Annotated in this window: 15 protein-coding genes and 1 pseudogene; 6 read left to right on the top strand and 10 right to left on the bottom strand. The window is 53.1% G+C overall.

All coding sequences use genetic code 11. From position 1 onward, the window contains the following. Window positions 1–518 precede the first annotated feature (518 nt). The gene (locus HCX89_RS16575) at window positions 519–968 is read left to right on the top strand and encodes an RNA-binding protein (protein ID WP_025010662.1); all 450 of its coding nucleotides are present in this window, start codon (window positions 519–521) and stop codon (window positions 966–968) included. A 5-nt stretch (window positions 969–973) separates the two neighbouring features. On the opposite strand, the gene murI is transcribed toward HCX89_RS16575, so the two are convergent. Further along, entirely contained in the window at window positions 974–1777 is an 804-nt protein-coding gene (murI, locus tag HCX89_RS16570) for a glutamate racemase (RefSeq protein ID WP_144133180.1), read from the bottom strand. A 165-nt stretch (window positions 1778–1942) separates the two neighbouring features. Here murI and trmA point away from each other — a divergent pair, with 165 nt between their 5' ends. Beyond that, entirely contained in the window at window positions 1943–3055 is a 1113-nt protein-coding gene (gene trmA / locus HCX89_RS16565) for a tRNA (uridine(54)-C5)-methyltransferase TrmA (RefSeq protein ID WP_167716725.1), read from the top strand. Window positions 3056–3286: 231 nt separating this feature from the next. Continuing rightward, window positions 3287–3625: pseudogene (locus HCX89_RS23110) on the top strand (transposase); the annotation flags it as partial. Here HCX89_RS23110 and fabR read toward each other — a convergent pair. Next, on the bottom strand, window positions 3565–4179 hold the full coding sequence (fabR, locus tag HCX89_RS16555) for an HTH-type transcriptional repressor FabR (protein WP_025010659.1): 615 nt from the start codon (window positions 4177–4179) through the stop codon (window positions 3565–3567). The pseudogene HCX89_RS23110 and the gene fabR overlap by 61 nt on opposite strands. A 143-nt stretch (window positions 4180–4322) precedes the next feature. On the opposite strand from fabR, the gene HCX89_RS16550 reads away from it, so the two are divergent. From HCX89_RS16550 to mnmH, 3 genes are all read left to right on the top strand, one after another. After that, the gene (locus tag HCX89_RS16550) at window positions 4323–5429 is read left to right on the top strand and encodes a fatty acid desaturase (RefSeq protein ID WP_167716723.1); all 1107 of its coding nucleotides are present in this window, start codon (window positions 4323–4325) and stop codon (window positions 5427–5429) included. A gap of 132 nt (window positions 5430–5561) precedes the next feature. Further along, the gene (selD, locus tag HCX89_RS16545) at window positions 5562–6605 is read left to right on the top strand and encodes a selenide, water dikinase SelD (RefSeq protein ID WP_109248464.1); all 1044 of its coding nucleotides are present in this window, start codon (window positions 5562–5564) and stop codon (window positions 6603–6605) included. Then, window positions 6602–7717, top strand: a complete 1116-nt coding sequence (gene mnmH, locus HCX89_RS16540; protein WP_167716721.1) for a tRNA 2-selenouridine(34) synthase MnmH — start codon at window positions 6602–6604, stop codon at window positions 7715–7717. The genes selD and mnmH overlap by 4 nt, the downstream gene beginning before the upstream one ends. Window positions 7718–7806: 89 nt before the next feature. Here the strand turns inward: mnmH and HCX89_RS16535 are convergent, their stop codons facing one another. The 8 genes from HCX89_RS16535 to gspL all read right to left on the bottom strand — a co-directional run bounded on the left by HCX89_RS16535 (window position 7807) and on the right by gspL (window position 15145). After that, window positions 7807–9678, bottom strand: a complete 1872-nt coding sequence (locus HCX89_RS16535; protein WP_167716719.1) for an MFS transporter — start codon at window positions 9676–9678, stop codon at window positions 7807–7809. Continuing rightward, window positions 9669–10283, bottom strand: coding sequence for a TetR/AcrR family transcriptional regulator (locus HCX89_RS16530; RefSeq protein WP_167716717.1), 615 nt, complete (start codon window positions 10281–10283; stop codon window positions 9669–9671). Before HCX89_RS16530 ends, HCX89_RS16535 begins: the two co-directional genes overlap by 10 nt. Before the next feature lie 325 nt (window positions 10284–10608). After that, a complete protein-coding gene (locus HCX89_RS16525; protein WP_107005981.1) occupies window positions 10609–11046 on the bottom strand; it encodes a GNAT family N-acetyltransferase in 438 nt (145 codons plus the stop codon). 4 nt (window positions 11047–11050) lie between these two features. Further along, complete coding sequence (cysQ, locus tag HCX89_RS16520; RefSeq protein ID WP_025010653.1) at window positions 11051–11863, bottom strand: 3'(2'),5'-bisphosphate nucleotidase CysQ; 813 nt, start codon at window positions 11861–11863, stop codon at window positions 11051–11053. A gap of 61 nt (window positions 11864–11924) precedes the next feature. Then, window positions 11925–12488, bottom strand: coding sequence for an ADP compounds hydrolase NudE (nudE, locus tag HCX89_RS16515; RefSeq protein WP_025010652.1), 564 nt, complete (start codon window positions 12486–12488; stop codon window positions 11925–11927). Window positions 12489–12703: 215 nt separating this feature from the next. Then, window positions 12704–13465, bottom strand: coding sequence for a type II secretion system protein N (locus tag HCX89_RS16510; protein ID WP_071238913.1), 762 nt, complete (start codon window positions 13463–13465; stop codon window positions 12704–12706). Between the two features lie 9 nt (window positions 13466–13474). Beyond that, window positions 13475–13954, bottom strand: a complete 480-nt coding sequence (locus HCX89_RS16505) for a type II secretion system protein M (RefSeq protein WP_025010651.1) — start codon at window positions 13952–13954, stop codon at window positions 13475–13477. Then, on the bottom strand, window positions 13955–15145 hold the full coding sequence (gspL, locus tag HCX89_RS16500) for a type II secretion system protein GspL (RefSeq protein ID WP_123115493.1): 1191 nt from the start codon (window positions 15143–15145) through the stop codon (window positions 13955–13957). Window positions 15146–15163 lie beyond the last annotated feature (18 nt).

The following is a 15163-nucleotide window of genomic DNA, read 5'->3' as shown; positions in this document are numbered from 1 at the left end:
TTCCGAAGAATCGACTCAATGAATTCTGTTCGTATGAACACTCTTCATCGAGTTAAATCGTTTTGTCGATTTCTCAATGCCTGTGAGTGTCCACACAGATTGCTTGATAGATTGTTAAAGAGCAGGACCGCGATGGAGCCCATCGGGTCAGGGCTGCGTATTCTACGCTTTCCCTTAAGTTCGTCAAGAAGTTTTTTATCACCATTTTGACGCCAACCTTGGATTATCTGGGAGTTAACTTCCATCGTCCCGGTCAGTGGATGCGCATTATAGGGAGGCCAGCCGATAGCGCAAGTGCTTTTTGACAGCTTCGGCGCCAAGCGTCCACCTTTTAACCGTAGCGGCTATTTACTGGTCTTTTCCCATTAAAAACTTGCTTTAAAGGCCCTGCTTATGTTGAAAAATGAGAGCAAAGGTCATTTTTTCGGCATCAGTCTGGTTTAAAGGTAAATAATTCATTACCATAGTTGCCGCTGTTAACAGTAATTTATCAATTCTTCTTCACAGAGAACATTTTTATGCAAAAGTCATTTTTGATTGTGCTGGGCATCGCCATTCTGGGCGCGCTTGCGATATACCAGCTCATGCCTCAACTGCCTGCATTTTTGGCCTTCCCTGTTGGCGCACTCCTTGCCGCTGCAGTTTATGCCTTCACATCCAGCCCAAGTCAGGTTCAAGCTAAAACACAAGAAGCTTACAATGGCCCAACCATGACTCTCTATGTAGGTAATCTGCCTTATAGAGCTCACGATACTGAAGTTAAGTCATTGTTTGAGGAATATGGCCCGGTGAATTCGGTTCGCTTGGTCAGAGATCGCAAGACCGGCAGACGTAAAGGATTTGGTTTTGTGGAAATGTCAGAGTCCGGCGCTCAAAAAGCGATGACCAAATTGAATGACTTCATCTTTCAGGAGCGCACCCTGAAAGTTCGTGAAGCCAAATCACAAGATTCAGATAAGCAGGAATAATAGTTCTATGTCATCACGCTGGTCGAGGCCTTGGCCGTTTGAGTAAAACCATACTCGGCCAGCGTTGATTTCAATCCTTCGGTAATTTTTTCACTGGTGTAAAAGGCCCACTCACTATCTGCTTGTTGTGAGGCAGTCGGCTCCTGCTGATATTGCAGCAGACTCTTTACCCGTTTCGCTATCGCCTCGCCGGAGTCCAATAGCTCAATATCATCACCCAGTATTTGTTGTAGCTCAGGTTTCAGCATAGGGAAGTGCGTACAACCAAGCACAAGCACATCCAGTTCACTGTAAATAACAGGTTGCAGTAACTTCTTTATTGCTGCGACATCTATAGCCAGCCCAGCTGCCTTGGCCTCCGCAAGCAGCACCAGTTCAGAACAGCCAAAGAGCTCTACCTGGCAATCACAGGCAAAGTGGTTGATCAACTCTTTGGTGTAAGCCCTTTTGACCGTGCCAGGTGTAGCCAACAAACCTATATGTTTGCGTTTGGAGATTGCTGCCGCCGGTTTAATAGCCGGGACAACACCAACAACCGGGATTGTCAGCTGAGCTCTCAACTCGGGAAGAACCAAGGTACTGGCCGTATTACAGGCAATGACCACTATCGCGGCATCTATCTGCTTGGCTATGGTCACAACCAAATCCACGCATCCGCTTATCAACTCGGCTTCCGCCAACTCACCATAAGGCAAGCGCGCGTTATCAAACAGATAGCAATACTGTCTCTGTGGTAATAGTTTGCGGATCTCCCCAAGCACAGACAAGCCACCTATGCCTGAGTCAAAAACCAATATGGGTCGCGACAAATTGTGCCTCTAAGCGATATACAAAGGGTGTCGTGGCTTGAAGCCACAACGGCGGATGAAACGCTATTTTTTCATAGCTTGGACAAAAGCACAAAGGTGCGAAACTGGACATCAGCGCCACGTAGTATAATATTTGCGCCCCGTTTGAAGCCAAGAGTGAATATTATGAATTTAGAAGCAATGGACCCAAGTCAATATGATGCGCAGCTGGAACAAAAGCGCCTCAAACTGGAACAGGCCTTTGCCCGCTTCACTCCACCGGCACTCGAAGTGTTCCCCTCTGCTCCACAACACTATCGCATGAGGGCTGAATTCCGGGTTTGGCATGACGGGGAAGATCTCTACTACTATATGTTTGACCAACAGCAAAAAGCCAAGGTTCGTTGCGATCAGTTTCTGCCCGCCAGCGCTCTAATCAATCAGATGATGCCGGCACTGATGGCCGAGCTGCGCCCCAACAGCATACTGAGACACAAGCTGTTTCAAGTAGACTTCCTCTCTACTCTGTCTGGCGAAATTTTGGTGTCACTGCTGTATCACAAGCAGTTGGATGATAACTGGCTCAATGAAGCCAAGGCGTTGAAACAGAGACTCGGGAAAGCGTTCAAGGTCGACATCATAGGTCGAGCCCGCAAGCAAAAGTTTGTGTTGGACAGAGATTTCGTCATCGAACGTCTGCAAGTCAACCAGCAGGAATACATCTATAAACAAGTGGAAAACAGCTTCACCCAGCCTAATGCCCAAGTGGCAACCAAGATGTTGGAATGGGCGATAGACTGCACCCGTCACAGTAGTGGCGATCTGCTTGAGCTTTATTGTGGCAACGGTAACTTCTCCATCGCCCTGGCACAAAACTTCAACAAGGTGCTGGCAACCGAGTTAGCTAAACCCTCAGTCGATTCCGCTCAATACAATATTGAGCAAAACGGCACAGAGAACCTGCAGATCATTCGTATGTCGGCCGAAGAGTTTACCCAGGCCATGACGGGGGAGCGTAGCTTCAGGCGTCTGGAAGGAATTGACCTCAAGACTTACGACTGCAACACCATCTTTGTTGATCCTCCGCGAGCCGGCTTGGATCCCGATACAGTCAATCTGGTGCAGGGCTATGAGTCCATTCTCTATATTTCCTGCAACCCGCAAACCTTGGCCGATAATCTCGAACAGTTGAGTCAAACTCACGAGATCAAACGCTTTGCCCTGTTTGATCAGTTCCCTTATACCGACCACATGGAAGCGGGCGTATTGCTTTCCAGGAAAGCCTATAGATTAGGATGAGACTGGTGTAGCAAGCCCAATAAGACACTGGCCGATAGGATGCAAGACTCCAGAACCTGCAAAGCTACTAGCAAAACGGCTTTGCTGGCGCTGCATAAGCATCACCTTCCAGTTCATAGAGGGCCGTCCTCTCCTTTTTTAACTGCAGTTAAAGAGGAAAGGACTACCGAAGCAACTCAAAGAGATGTGGGACAGCACAGATGAAGCTGACGCCTAGCTCAATGGAACCTCTGGCGGCAACAAGTCAGAAAGAGCGGTATCAGGCCGTTACTCCAATTTGGCCAGCGTCTTAAAAACCATCTTCATGGCATAGTTGCTTCTGCGGTTCATCCGTTACACACCTGCCAACTGGAAGGTATGAACAACAAATCAAACTACGGAAGCGAATGGGCTATGGCTACCAGGATACCGAATACTCCTTTCTGGAAGTCAGAGTGGCATTCCCCAGAGTTCCACGATGAACCAAACAAAAAGGCCCCGAAAGGCCCTTTTGTTTTGGCAAATTTTTATCAGCGGCTATCACGCTTTTGCTGCAACGCTTCTGCGCCCGTTGCCACCATTCGCAGCTGAGTCACCAGTCGGTCGGCCAGAATCTTGCGATCGGCACGTTTCATATCCAGGGCGGCGGCGCCGGCATTGAACACCAGAGTCACCAATGCCTCGGCCTGTGCCCTGGCCAACTCAGGGCTGCGGCCGGCGGTGTCCTCGGTGTAGTGTGCCAGTTCCGAGATAAAGTGTTCAATCTCCCGCGCCACAGCGGCACGAAAGGCGGCCGAGGTGCCCGAGCGTTCATGCAGCAGGATCCTGAATACGTTGGGGTTGGATTCCAGTACTTCCATAAAGGTGTCGACCGAGATGCGGATAACACTGCCGCCGGCTTCGGCGCGCTGACGTCCCTTACGCATCATCTGTCTCAGCGTCAGGCCACCTTCATCGACCATGGTCAGCCCCAGTTCATTCATATCCTTGAAATGACGGTAAAAAGAGGTTGGCGCTATATTGGCTTCCCTGGCCACTTCCCTAAGACTCAGGCTGGAAAAACTGCGCTCGGCACTCAGTTGATTGAATGCTGCATCCACCAAGGCGCGGCGGGTTTTCTCTTTCTGCTGTGCTCTGATACCCATCTTTATTCCATTCACTGGATCTGTTGCGCAAATAATACAGGCTTTACTCAATAATCACATCCTCGGCTGGTGTCACTGTGATTGTGCTCCAATAGCAACTTAGCGTACACTTGTTAGCTTAAAGCGTTTTGGAAGTCATCATAATGAAAAAACCTCCCTTCATCTGGACCAACCTGATCCTCTTCCTGCTGACGTTTGCCGGTGCCTGTATTCTGGTGCCTTGGCGAGGCATCAGCCATGGCTTTGAGCTCAGCGAGTGGTTCACCTTCGTACTGTTGGCCTTCGCCAGTGGTTTGTCTATCACCGCCGGTTACCATAGGTTGTGGTCACATAAGGCTTATAAGGCTCACCCGGCCGTGCGTTTCCTGTTTGCCTTGGGCGGTGCGCTGGCGTTGCAGAACAGTGCCTTGCATTGGGCTTCGGATCACCGTATCCATCACAAGCATGTGGATGACAATGACAAGGATCCCTACTCAGCGAACATGGGTTTCTGGTACAGCCATATTGGTTGGATGCTCAGGGAATATCAGGCACAACGTTATCACGACTATAACAACGTCAGAGATCTGCAAAACGATGCCATAGTCATGTGGCAGCATAAGCATTATCTGCTGCTGGCGCTATTGATGAATGTGGGCCTCCCCGCTCTGCTTGGTTGGTTGAACGGCGATATCCTGTCGATGTTGCTGCTGGCTGGGCTGCTCCGCTTGGTGGTAGTGCATCACTGCACCTTTTTTATAAACTCGTTGGCGCATATCTGGGGTAAGCAACCCTATACAGACCGTAACACCGCCCGAGACAACGGTGTGCTGGCACTGTTTACTTATGGTGAGGGTTACCATAACTTCCACCATATCTTTGAAAACGATTACCGCAATGGTATCCACTGGTGGCATTACGACCCCACCAAGTGGTTGATCCGTTTCCTGTCCTGGTTTGGCCTGACCAAAGACCTGCGCAAGAGCCCTCAGGAGCGCATCGAAGCCGCCAAACTGCAGATGCAACTCAAGCGCGCCCAGAATAAGGTGGCCCATCTGCCCAATTGCGAGGAAATCCTGGAAAAGCTGCAGGCAGAATACGAGGAATTGAAGAGCCACTTGCTGGCCTACTTTGAAGCCAAGAAGGCGCTGCTTGAGGCCCGCAAGCAGCAGTTGGCGGATAAGCATCTGCTGTCTCAGGTGGCGGAAATGCGTTTACGTTTTCGCGCCCAACGAAAACAATGGCGCCAACTGCGAGCCAGCATAGCCTAAAACCTTGTCGTAGCCTCCCAAGGCCTGGCGATCGGCTTAACAGAATTTACCTGAGTTGTGAAACGGTCGGCTTGTACTGCGGCCGTTTCTGTTTATGATCAGGGGTTATTTCAATCACTCAGGGACCCGGCTATGTCAGATCAGTCAGTAAAACTCACGGAATACAGCCACGGCGCAGGTTGCGGTTGCAAGATTTCTCCCAAAGTCCTCAGCACCATTTTGGCGTCTCAACTGCCGGACTTTAAAGATCCCCGCCTGTTGGTCGGCAACCAGAGCCGGGATGATGCGGCCGTGTATCAGTTGGATGATCACACGGGCATTATCAGCACCACAGACTTCTTTATGCCGATAGTCGATGACCCTTTCACTTTCGGCCGTATCGCTGCCACCAATGCCATCAGCGATATCTATGCCATGGGCGGCAAGCCTATTATGGCAATTGCCATTCTGGGCTGGCCGGTGAACAAGCTGTCACCCGAGATTGCCCAGCAGGTAGTGGATGGCGGACGCCAAGCCTGCATGGATGCCGGGATCATGCTGGCCGGAGGCCATAGCATAGACGCGCCTGAGCCTATTTTCGGCCTGGCAGTCACCGGCACAGTGGCGCTGGAGCACCTCAAGCAGAACGATACCGCCAAGGCGGGTGACAAGCTCTATCTCACCAAGCCTCTGGGAATTGGCATACTGACCACAGCACAAAAGCAGAAGAAGCTGGCGCCACAGGACGTCAATATCGCCCCCGAAGCCATGTGCCAACTCAATAAGATAGGTGCCGAAGTCGCCAAGGTAAGCGCGGTTCACGCCATGACAGACGTGACGGGCTTTGGTCTGGCAGGCCACCTGCTGGAAATGTGTCAGGGTTCCAACCTCAAGGCCAGCATAGATACTGCCAAACTGCCGTTGCTGGAAAAAGCCTCCGAGTATCTGGCTATGGGTTGTATCCCGGGCGGCACCCACAGAAACTTTGACAGCTACGGTGAGCACCTCCCCGAGGTTTCCGAGCAACAAAAAGCCTTACTGTGCGATCCGCAAACCAGCGGCGGCTTACTTATCGCCGTCGGCGCCGAGGGTGAGGCAGAACTGCAGCAACTGCTGACCGGTCAAGGGCTGGAGCTACACTGCATAGGTGCGCTCGACTGCCGCGACGATAGTCAGCAGTGGGTGGAGCTTATATGAGTCGACAGATAATCGCGCCTGCAGAGTACCGGGAGATCTTCCTATCCGATCGTCCCCTGGTCGATCTGCGGGCGCCGGTTGAGTTTGCCAAGGGTGCCTTTCCTGCCAGCACCAACCTGCCATTGATGAACGACAGCGAAAGGCAGAAGGTGGGCACCTGTTATAAAGAGCATGGACAGGCCGCCGCCATAGAGCTCGGTCATTCGCTGGTCAAAGGCAAGATCAAGGCCGCACGTATTCAAGCCTGGCTGGATTTCTTCAGCGCCCACCCTGATGCCAACCTCTACTGTTTTCGGGGTGGTCTGAGATCTCAGCTGACCCAGCAATGGATCCGCGAGGCCGGTCTTGAAGTGCCCTATATTCAGGGCGGCTACAAGGCGATGCGCCAATACCTTATCGATACCATAGATAACACCCCGCAGCAGCAACAGCTGTTGATCCTCAGCGGTATTACCGGCTCAGGCAAGACAGAGTTTATTCTCAGTCGCAGCGAGTCAGTGGATCTGGAGGGCACTGCCAATCACAGAGGCTCAAGCTTTGGCAAGAATGTCACGCCACAGCCCAGTCAGATCAATTTTGAAAACAGCTTGGCTCGGGAACTGTTGCGGCATCAAGAGAGGCAAGAGTCCTGCCTGCTGCTGGAAGATGAAAGCTTCCTGATTGGCCGCCGTGCCATACCCAAAGTCTTCTTCAGTGCCATGCAACAGGCGCAGGTATTGGTGCTGGAAGAGCCACTGGAGGCCAGACTCCCTCGCCTTCTGGATGAGTATGTGCACAAGATGCAGCGGGGTTTTGAACAGCATTATGGCGCCGAAGAAGGCATGGCGGTGTTCGGCGCCTATCTGCGTCAGAGTGTCGAGGGCATACGTAAGCGCCTTGGGCACCAGCAAACTGATCAACTGTTGCAGTTGGTCGACTCAAGCTTGCAGACCCAGCGGCAGCGCAACACTACAGAGCAACATCTGGAGTGGATCTCACTGCTGCTGGAGAAGTATTACGACCCCATGTATCAGTACCAGCTGGAGAAAAAGGCCGAGCGGATCATCTTCCGCGGTGACCGTCAGGCCATTCATCAGTGGCTGGATGAGAGGCGGTCAAACCGCTCCGAATGAATTCAAAAGCAAGAGAGATTCAATCCGAAGAGCCCGGCAACTGCCGGGCTCTGTCCGTTATGCCCTACCTTCCTCAACAGCAATACCGCTCAGCTGTCGGGTTTGGCCAGCAGATCGGCTACCCGCTGCTGCAGTGAGTGACGGCTCTCTTCTGCGCCGGGTACCTGAGATGCGATATTGACCTTAAGCCTTGACCAGAAACGTCTTGGTCGGGTCGTCAGGGCATGGCCATCTTTGTGGCTGAAGAAAGATCCCCACAAACCTTTGAGCGCCATAGGCACCACAGGCACAGGATCCTTTGCCAGTATCTGTTCGATACCGGGCCGAAACTCATGCAACTCACCATCGGGAGACAACCTGCCCTCAGGGAAAATACACACCAACTCTTCATTGGCCAGCGCCTGGTGGATACGCTCGAAGGCCCGGGTATAGGTATCAATGCACTTTTTCGGTGAGCAGATAGGGATCACCCCGGCATGGCGGAACAGATACTTGAGCAAGGGCATTTCACTTATGCTCTTGTCCATCACAAAGCGCACCGGACGAGTGGATGCTCCCAGCAGCACCAAGGCATCGACGTAACTGACATGGTTACACACCAGCACGGCGGCCCCCTGCTTGGGAATGTTTTCCCGGCCTTCCACCTTGAGACGATACAACAAATGGCTCAGCAGGTAACTGATAAATCTCAGCGTAAACTCAGGCACCTGGCTATAGACATACAACGCCACCACGGCGTTGAATACCGCCAGCAGAGTAAATAACTGAGGAATCGACAGGCCAACCAGCTCCAGCAATATTATCGACAATATCGCCGAGCACACCATAAACAGGGCATTGACTATATTATTGGCGGCTATGGCCTGGGCACATTCATCCGGGGCCGAGCGCGACTGAATAAAGGCATACAGAGGTACAATAAACAGGCCACCACTGACCCCTACCATAAACAGTGCGAACATCAGCCTGAAGTGTTCACTGCGGCCGACAAACTCGGCTATGTCGTAGAGATATCCCGCCGGCAGTTGGCTGTAATCAGGAATGGCCCACAGCAGATCCAAGCCAAAGAAGGTTAACCCTGCTACCCCGAAAGGCAGCAACCCCAGCTCTACATGGCCAAAGGAGAAGCGTTCGCAGACAAAGGAGCCGACCGCAATACCTATGGAAAACAGCGCCAACAGCAGCGACACCACAGTGGCGTCCGAGTGCAGCGAGCCTCTGGCAAAATTGGGGAACTGGGTCAGGTAGGTGGCACCCAAAAACCAGAACCAGCTGATTGCCAGAATCGCCATCCAGATTGACGGCGTTTGCCGTACCCGCTTGATACTGACCAGAGTGCCGGACAAGGGCGCAAAGCGTACCTTGTCTATCGGCAACGGCGCCGGCAGTGATGGAATCGCCCGGCTGGAGAGGAAACCGGCCAAGGCCAGCACAGATACAGTTATCGCCGCCCACATCAGGCCGTTGTCACTGGTTACCAGCAGCCCGGCACTTAGAGTGCCTATCAAAATAGACAGGAAGGTGCCCATCTCTACCCAGGCGTTGCCGGTTACCAACTCGTCCTCTCTAAGCGCCTGCGGCAGCAGCGAGTATTTTACCGGACCAAAGTAGGCCGATTGGGTGCCGGTAAGAAACAGCAGCAGCAACATCAACAGATAACTTTGCGCCATAATCGCCGCGGCGGCGCAGGACATGATGATAAGCTCCAGCAGCTTTAACCTGCGGATCATCAGCGCCTTGTCCATATTGTCGGCCACCATGCCCGCATGGGCGGAAAACAGAAAGAAAGGCAGGATGAAGATCCCCGCCGCCAGATTAACAAACAGATCGACACTCATCGGCAGGTTATCGACCTGGCTGTAGGTCACCAGCAACAGCAACACATTCTTGTAGATGTTGTCGTTGAGCGCCCCCAAACATTGAGTGGCAAAATAGGGTAAAAATCGTTTGCTCAGGAACATGCTCCCTCCTCCTGTTGCATTGCCGTCCACCACAAGTGCACCTGAAATGTCAGTAACTGCAACCAAGAAGCCTGACTGAAAAGCTTATCGTCCAGCGCCAGGCCGGTCAGCCCATGGATACTGCTCCAGAAGCTGCGACTGGCGAGTGCCAGCTTGGATGAGGACAAGTTTGGCAACAAGTCACCGAGTTGCTGCTCGAGTAAACCTATCAGCTCGGCAATCAACTGTTGTTGCGATTCGGGCAGAGGTTCTTCCGGCCCCAGATGTAAGGCAAACACCAAACGAAATGCCTGTGGTTGGTTATGGGCAAACTCGGCATAGGCCTTACCTAACGCCAACAGCTGCTGCTCACCGGATGTGAATGTTTGTCCGCACACCAACTGCATTTGCTCAAGCAGACGCCCCAAGACCCTGGCGGATACACTCAAGAGCAGATAGTTATAGCTACCAAAGAGGTTGATTAGGGTACTGGGGGCATAGCCCACTTGGGAGGCGATCCGCCTAAGACTCAGGCTGGTATATTCCTCCTGCGTCAACAACTGCTCGACGGCATCCAGTGCCATGAGGCGGATCTCTTGATGACTGTGTTCCTTGCGTCTTGCCATAGTGTCCATTCCTGAGAAGAGATGGCAGCAGACTAACAGCCTTCAAAATAAAAAACAATGTTCACAATATGATATTTTTTAGACACCCGTGCTGAATACCATTAATTAACCTTGGAAAATATCTTCAAAAAAAGCTAACGAAAATCGGGCGATCAGCCTCTGGAGCACAAGAGCCCCGAGCGTATCAGGGCTCCGGCACAAAGGCGCACGGGGCAAAACAAGCAGGAAATGGATTCAAAGGTTTGGGAATATGGCTCTATATTGAATCGAAGGGCGTTTTCAACCACGGCCCAGGCGCGTTCACTCAAACCACAAGTGCCAGCGCCTATTGACCTTGCCAGCGCAGCAGCAACCTGTGCTCACCGACGCCGAAATAGTCGGCTTCCAGCCCCAGGTTTTCAAACCCCATGCGGCTGTAGAGATGGCGGGCGGGATTATCCGGCGCTACCGTCAGTAACAGTTCATCGACACCATGGCGGCAGTCTTCCAGGCACGTACTGAGCAAGCTTTTGCCTATCCCTCGGCCCTGCTGCGCAGGAGACACGGCCAGTGACAGCAACCAGTGTCGCCCCGGCTGTTCACCGCTCACCCGCAGCAGATAACCGGCCAGTTTCCCGTCGACAAAGGCCCCCAGAAAACCTGTGGGCCAGGCATCCAGTGCTTGACGGAAGAAGAAGTCCGGGTAGCAGTGCTCACCGAAGGTTGCCAACTCCAAGGCCAATACGGCATCCAGATCGGCTCTGGATATTGGTCTTATCTGCATCCGATTAATCTCCGGCCAGTATCTTGTCCCACTCGAGGTTAGGGGAGCCGACCACGATAAAGTTGGGATTTTCCAGCGATTCGCGCTCGTTGTAGGTTAAGGGCTGCAGCTCGGTATCCATCAACTGGCCACCGGCTTCTTCTATGATAATCTGCGCCGCCCCTGTGTCCCATTCACCCGTGGGGCCCACCCGCACATAGCAATCTGCCCTGCCCTCTGCGACCAGGCAGCTCTTGAGTGCCGCACCGCCGAGCACCACGAGTTCACAATGCTTGGGTTGGTTGAACAGCTTGAGCACAGACTGAGGGTCCTGACGGCGACTGACCGCCAGGCGCAACGAGTTATCCTGCTCTTTCGGCAACTGCTTACTGTGAATTCTCAGCTCTGCCTGGAGGGTACGTTTGTAAGCGCCAAGACCTGCTATGGCGTAGTAACATACTTCAGTCATGGGCACATAAACCACACCCATGATGGGGCGGTTATGCTCAACCAGGGCAATGATGACCGAGAAGTCGCCGCTGCCGGCGATGAACTCTCCGGTGCCATCCAAGGGATCTACCAGCCAGTAGCGGCGCCACTGGCTACGCTCAGAGAGGGGAATATCGGCGGCTTCCTCGGACAAAACCGGGATCTCCGGGGTCAGCGCCTTTAAGCTGCTGCAGATAATCTCATGGGCCGCGATGTCGGCCGAAGTGACAGGGGTGTTGTCTTCCTTGGTTTCCTTGCTGAAACTGCCTTGTTGGTAGATCTGGCGAATTTTCTGTCCCGCTTCCGTTGCAATGACAATAACGTGATCTATCAACTCTTCTGGCTTCATAACTACTCCAAACGCCTTCCATCGGATAAGCAAAAGTCAGTGGCCGGGTGTGGCCAATTTTTTAGGGTGACTCAGTCAGTTTCAGCTGTTTCATCGCCAAAAACAAGGCGCTGACGCTGCGTCCTTCTGAAAAATCATTCATATCCAGCAGTTCTTGCCAACGCTCCAGGGGCCAGGGAACCAGTTCTATCGGTTCAGGCTCATCGCCTTCCAGGCGACTCTCGTAGAGATCTTCGGCCAGGAAAATCTGCATCTTACTGGCGAAATACCCAGGAGCCAGGCTTAACTCTTTCAGTTTAGTCAGTTTGCGGGCGCCATAGCCTATCTCTTCCTGCAATTCACGGTTGGCGGCTTCGGCGGCTGTCTCTCCCGGGTCGATCAGTCCCTTGGGGAATCCCAGCTCATAGTTATGGGTACCCGCGGCATACTCGCTGCCCAGCAGTAACCATTCACCATTGAGAACCGGCACCACCATCACGGCGCCGCGGCTGGCGCCTTTCATCCGTTCGTAGTGGCGTTCCTCTTGATTGGAGAAACGCAGATGTACCTGTTCTATTTGAAACAGACGACTGCGGGCAACAACTTCGGTGTGCAATATTTCCGGCTTCTTCTGCCGCTCTGTCATAGAGGCCTCTGACGCTGACAAACTGAAAATGTGACTCAGGCTACAATGTTATACCAATTCACACGAAATAACAGAGCCGCGGAGTTTGTCTGGGCGGTGGGAATTTTCAGATTAGTTGACTTGGATGCAAGCGCTGGCGGGTTACCGCAGGGGTTTTAAATGGGAAAGCTCAACTGAACAAACGGCAGCCGAGAGAAACCCGGCTGCCAGCCTCTTTAAAGGCCCGGGATCTTGCCGTTGTAATTGATAGGGAAATATCCCTGGGCATCTCGCTTGCCCAGAAATGGCAAAGCTTTTTTCAGATCTTCAGACTGAGCCTGAGTCTCACGAATGCGGGCCTTGACCTCAAGTTGTTCATTAGCCTTGAGCAGCAAGGTGCCAGCCACGCCTATGGCGTTTTTCTCTTCATCAGTCGCCAGTTGCACCTGACCGGCAACACACTGCAGGCCGAGTTCTATGTCTCCCAAAGGATACTGGCCAAACTGATTCCTGATGCCGACCCGGTTGAGAAAGACTTTGCCACTGAGCGCCTCACACCAAGGCTGCCCCTGCGCCAGGGTGTCGAGCAACACTGAGATATCACCGCTTACCTGAGTGCGAAATGGCAGACGACTGCCGGCCATTAAAAACTCGGCCGGAGCTTCAAAACGCAGCTTCTCGGCGCTGATACCGCCGGCAGCTAAGGTGACTTGGCCCTTGGCATTGACGGCACTGGCGCGGCTGCCCAGTTGGAAGTCCAGTTTGGCTCTGCCGGTCAGCAGCGCCCAGGGGCTGAGCTCCCAACTCAGTTGCTCCAACTGACGTTGCTGCAACTTAATCACATCGATACTGCCACTCCAGATGGTGCCGCTGACACCGCCAAGCTGCAAATTAGCCGGCAGGGGGGCCAGCGAAACCGCCAAGCGTGCAGGGAAGAGTGCCAGCATAAACGCCAGGTAGATCAGCACACAGAGTATTATTTTACTAATCAGTTTCAAGACAACACCTTACGACTGAGACAACTGGATTCGTCTAACTTTCACCATGCCAGGGCTATCACCTTCGGCCAGATCCAGGCTATCCAGCGACAAGCCTTGTTTCTGTACCAGATCACCAAGATAGGAGATCAGGCTATCGAAGGGCACTTCATCCATCCAGATCTGGATCTGTTTTCCCTGCGGTGCCATGCGGGTGATCTCCAGGTCATAGCTGGCGGCGCTCTGGGTCACCACTGTGCTGAGACTCCCCTTGAGAGCCGGTCTATTACCGCTCTGTTTGATACCGGCAATCTTATTGGCCGTCTGTTTCACAAAGCTGAGCATCTGGGTCTGAGCATTGAGGCTATTCTGCGCCTTCTGCTCGGCATTGCTTATCGGTGTCCAGATCCCCCAGTAAAGGATGCCAACAGCCACTATCACCGCCATGGCAGCGACCAGCTGTTGCTCCCTCTGTGCCAGTGATTCCCACCAGTTACGCAAATTTTCCATTTATTTGCTCCTTAGGGTCAGGGTACTGGTGACCGCATTTTCAGTACTGTTCATCGCCCCGCCCTCGAGACGGAATTTACGCCCGGCCAGCTCTTTAAACTGCTCTATCTGGGCATAGCTCTTGGCCGTCACCTGCATACGAATTTCACTGCGTCCGGCATCAAACCTCAGGCTGTTGGGCTTGAGATCCGGCACTTGTTTGAAGGCACCTTCGAGCCCATCCAGCATGGCAAAGAACTCACCACCCGAACCACTGCCCTGCAGGGTTCTGAGTTGAGATTCCAGCTGCGAGCGCAAGTTAACTATCCGCGAACTGCCGGGAACCACCTGACGATAAATACTTTCGCTCTGGGCCCTCAGTTCATCGGCCTCTGTCTGCATCTGATGTATGTTCAGCCCCTTGTTGACCAGACCAAGCAGCAGGGCAATGGCGGCGACGATAGCCACCCGCTTCCATAGCAACAAGTGCTTGCTGTATTCACGCTTGGGAACATAGGGGCCGGACAGCAGATTGATAGGCGACTTGTGTAGCCCCTTGGCCAACACCAGCATGGGCATCTCCAGTGGCATCTGCCGACACTCAAGCTCTGGCCATTGAAATTCGGTATAGCAGGCCAGACTCGGCGCCGTTTGCTGCTCTTCGAGCAACCCGGGCAGCAAGGGCTGCAGCCAGTCCTTGGGCATACTCATACCCATGCCTTCGCCGGTACGCAACAACAGCTGATCTTCATAGGCCATCAGGGCCCAGTCACAGTATTCCCGTTCCAGTGCCAGACAATCCGGCACCATTTTACGCACCTTGAGCCCGGCCTCATCCAACCAGGAGAGCCAGTTTTGCATCTGCTCATGAGCAACCACAGCCACACTCAGGCTCTCGCCATCGCGGGGACCAACCACAAAGTGCAGTTCATCAACATTTTGGGCCAGGGTGTCTTCAAGCAGGAAAGGCAATGCCTTTAGAGCCTGGCGTTGCCCCTTCTCCGGCAGATTAACCGAAGTGAGCTGAAGGGCACTGGCCGGCACCAGTACGTCGACCGGGCGATTACCGGCTCGCTGCGCCAGAGTCTCCAGTGACCGCGCATCAGCCAGCTCTCCCGAGGCAATAATCTCCTGTTCCTGCTCAGACCATACGACCCAGGCGCAGGGCGAGCCCAGGTTTTTGCCTAAACGGATAAATAAGCGTTCACTCACTATTGTTCTCCACAATCC

The sequence above is a fragment of the Shewanella sp. Iso12 genome (assembly GCF_012030025.1).
GTDB lineage: Bacteria > Pseudomonadota > Gammaproteobacteria > Enterobacterales > Shewanellaceae > Shewanella > Shewanella algae.
Note: the sequence above shows the minus strand (reverse complement) of the source record. Positions and strands in the feature narration are given on the sequence as shown.

Coding starts and splice junctions, on each gene's coding strand:
- HCX89_RS16575 (WP_025010662.1), top strand. CDS start 519: ATGCAAAAGTCATTTTTGATTGTGCTGGGCATCGCCATTCTGGGCGCG.
- trmA (WP_167716725.1), top strand. CDS start 1,943: ATGAATTTAGAAGCAATGGACCCAAGTCAATATGATGCGCAGCTGGAA.
- fabR (WP_025010659.1), bottom strand. CDS start 4,179: ATGGGTATCAGAGCACAGCAGAAAGAGAAAACCCGCCGCGCCTTGGTG.
- HCX89_RS16550 (WP_167716723.1), top strand. CDS start 4,323: ATGAAAAAACCTCCCTTCATCTGGACCAACCTGATCCTCTTCCTGCTG.
- selD (WP_109248464.1), top strand. CDS start 5,562: ATGTCAGATCAGTCAGTAAAACTCACGGAATACAGCCACGGCGCAGGT.
- mnmH (WP_167716721.1), top strand. CDS start 6,602: ATGAGTCGACAGATAATCGCGCCTGCAGAGTACCGGGAGATCTTCCTA.
- HCX89_RS16535 (WP_167716719.1), bottom strand. CDS start 9,678: ATGTTCCTGAGCAAACGATTTTTACCCTATTTTGCCACTCAATGTTTG.
- HCX89_RS16530 (WP_167716717.1), bottom strand. CDS start 10,283: ATGGCAAGACGCAAGGAACACAGTCATCAAGAGATCCGCCTCATGGCA.
- HCX89_RS16525 (WP_107005981.1), bottom strand. CDS start 11,046: ATGCAGATAAGACCAATATCCAGAGCCGATCTGGATGCCGTATTGGCC.
- cysQ (WP_025010653.1), bottom strand. CDS start 11,863: ATGAAGCCAGAAGAGTTGATAGATCACGTTATTGTCATTGCAACGGAA.
- nudE (WP_025010652.1), bottom strand. CDS start 12,488: ATGACAGAGCGGCAGAAGAAGCCGGAAATATTGCACACCGAAGTTGTT.
- HCX89_RS16505 (WP_025010651.1), bottom strand. CDS start 13,954: ATGGAAAATTTGCGTAACTGGTGGGAATCACTGGCACAGAGGGAGCAA.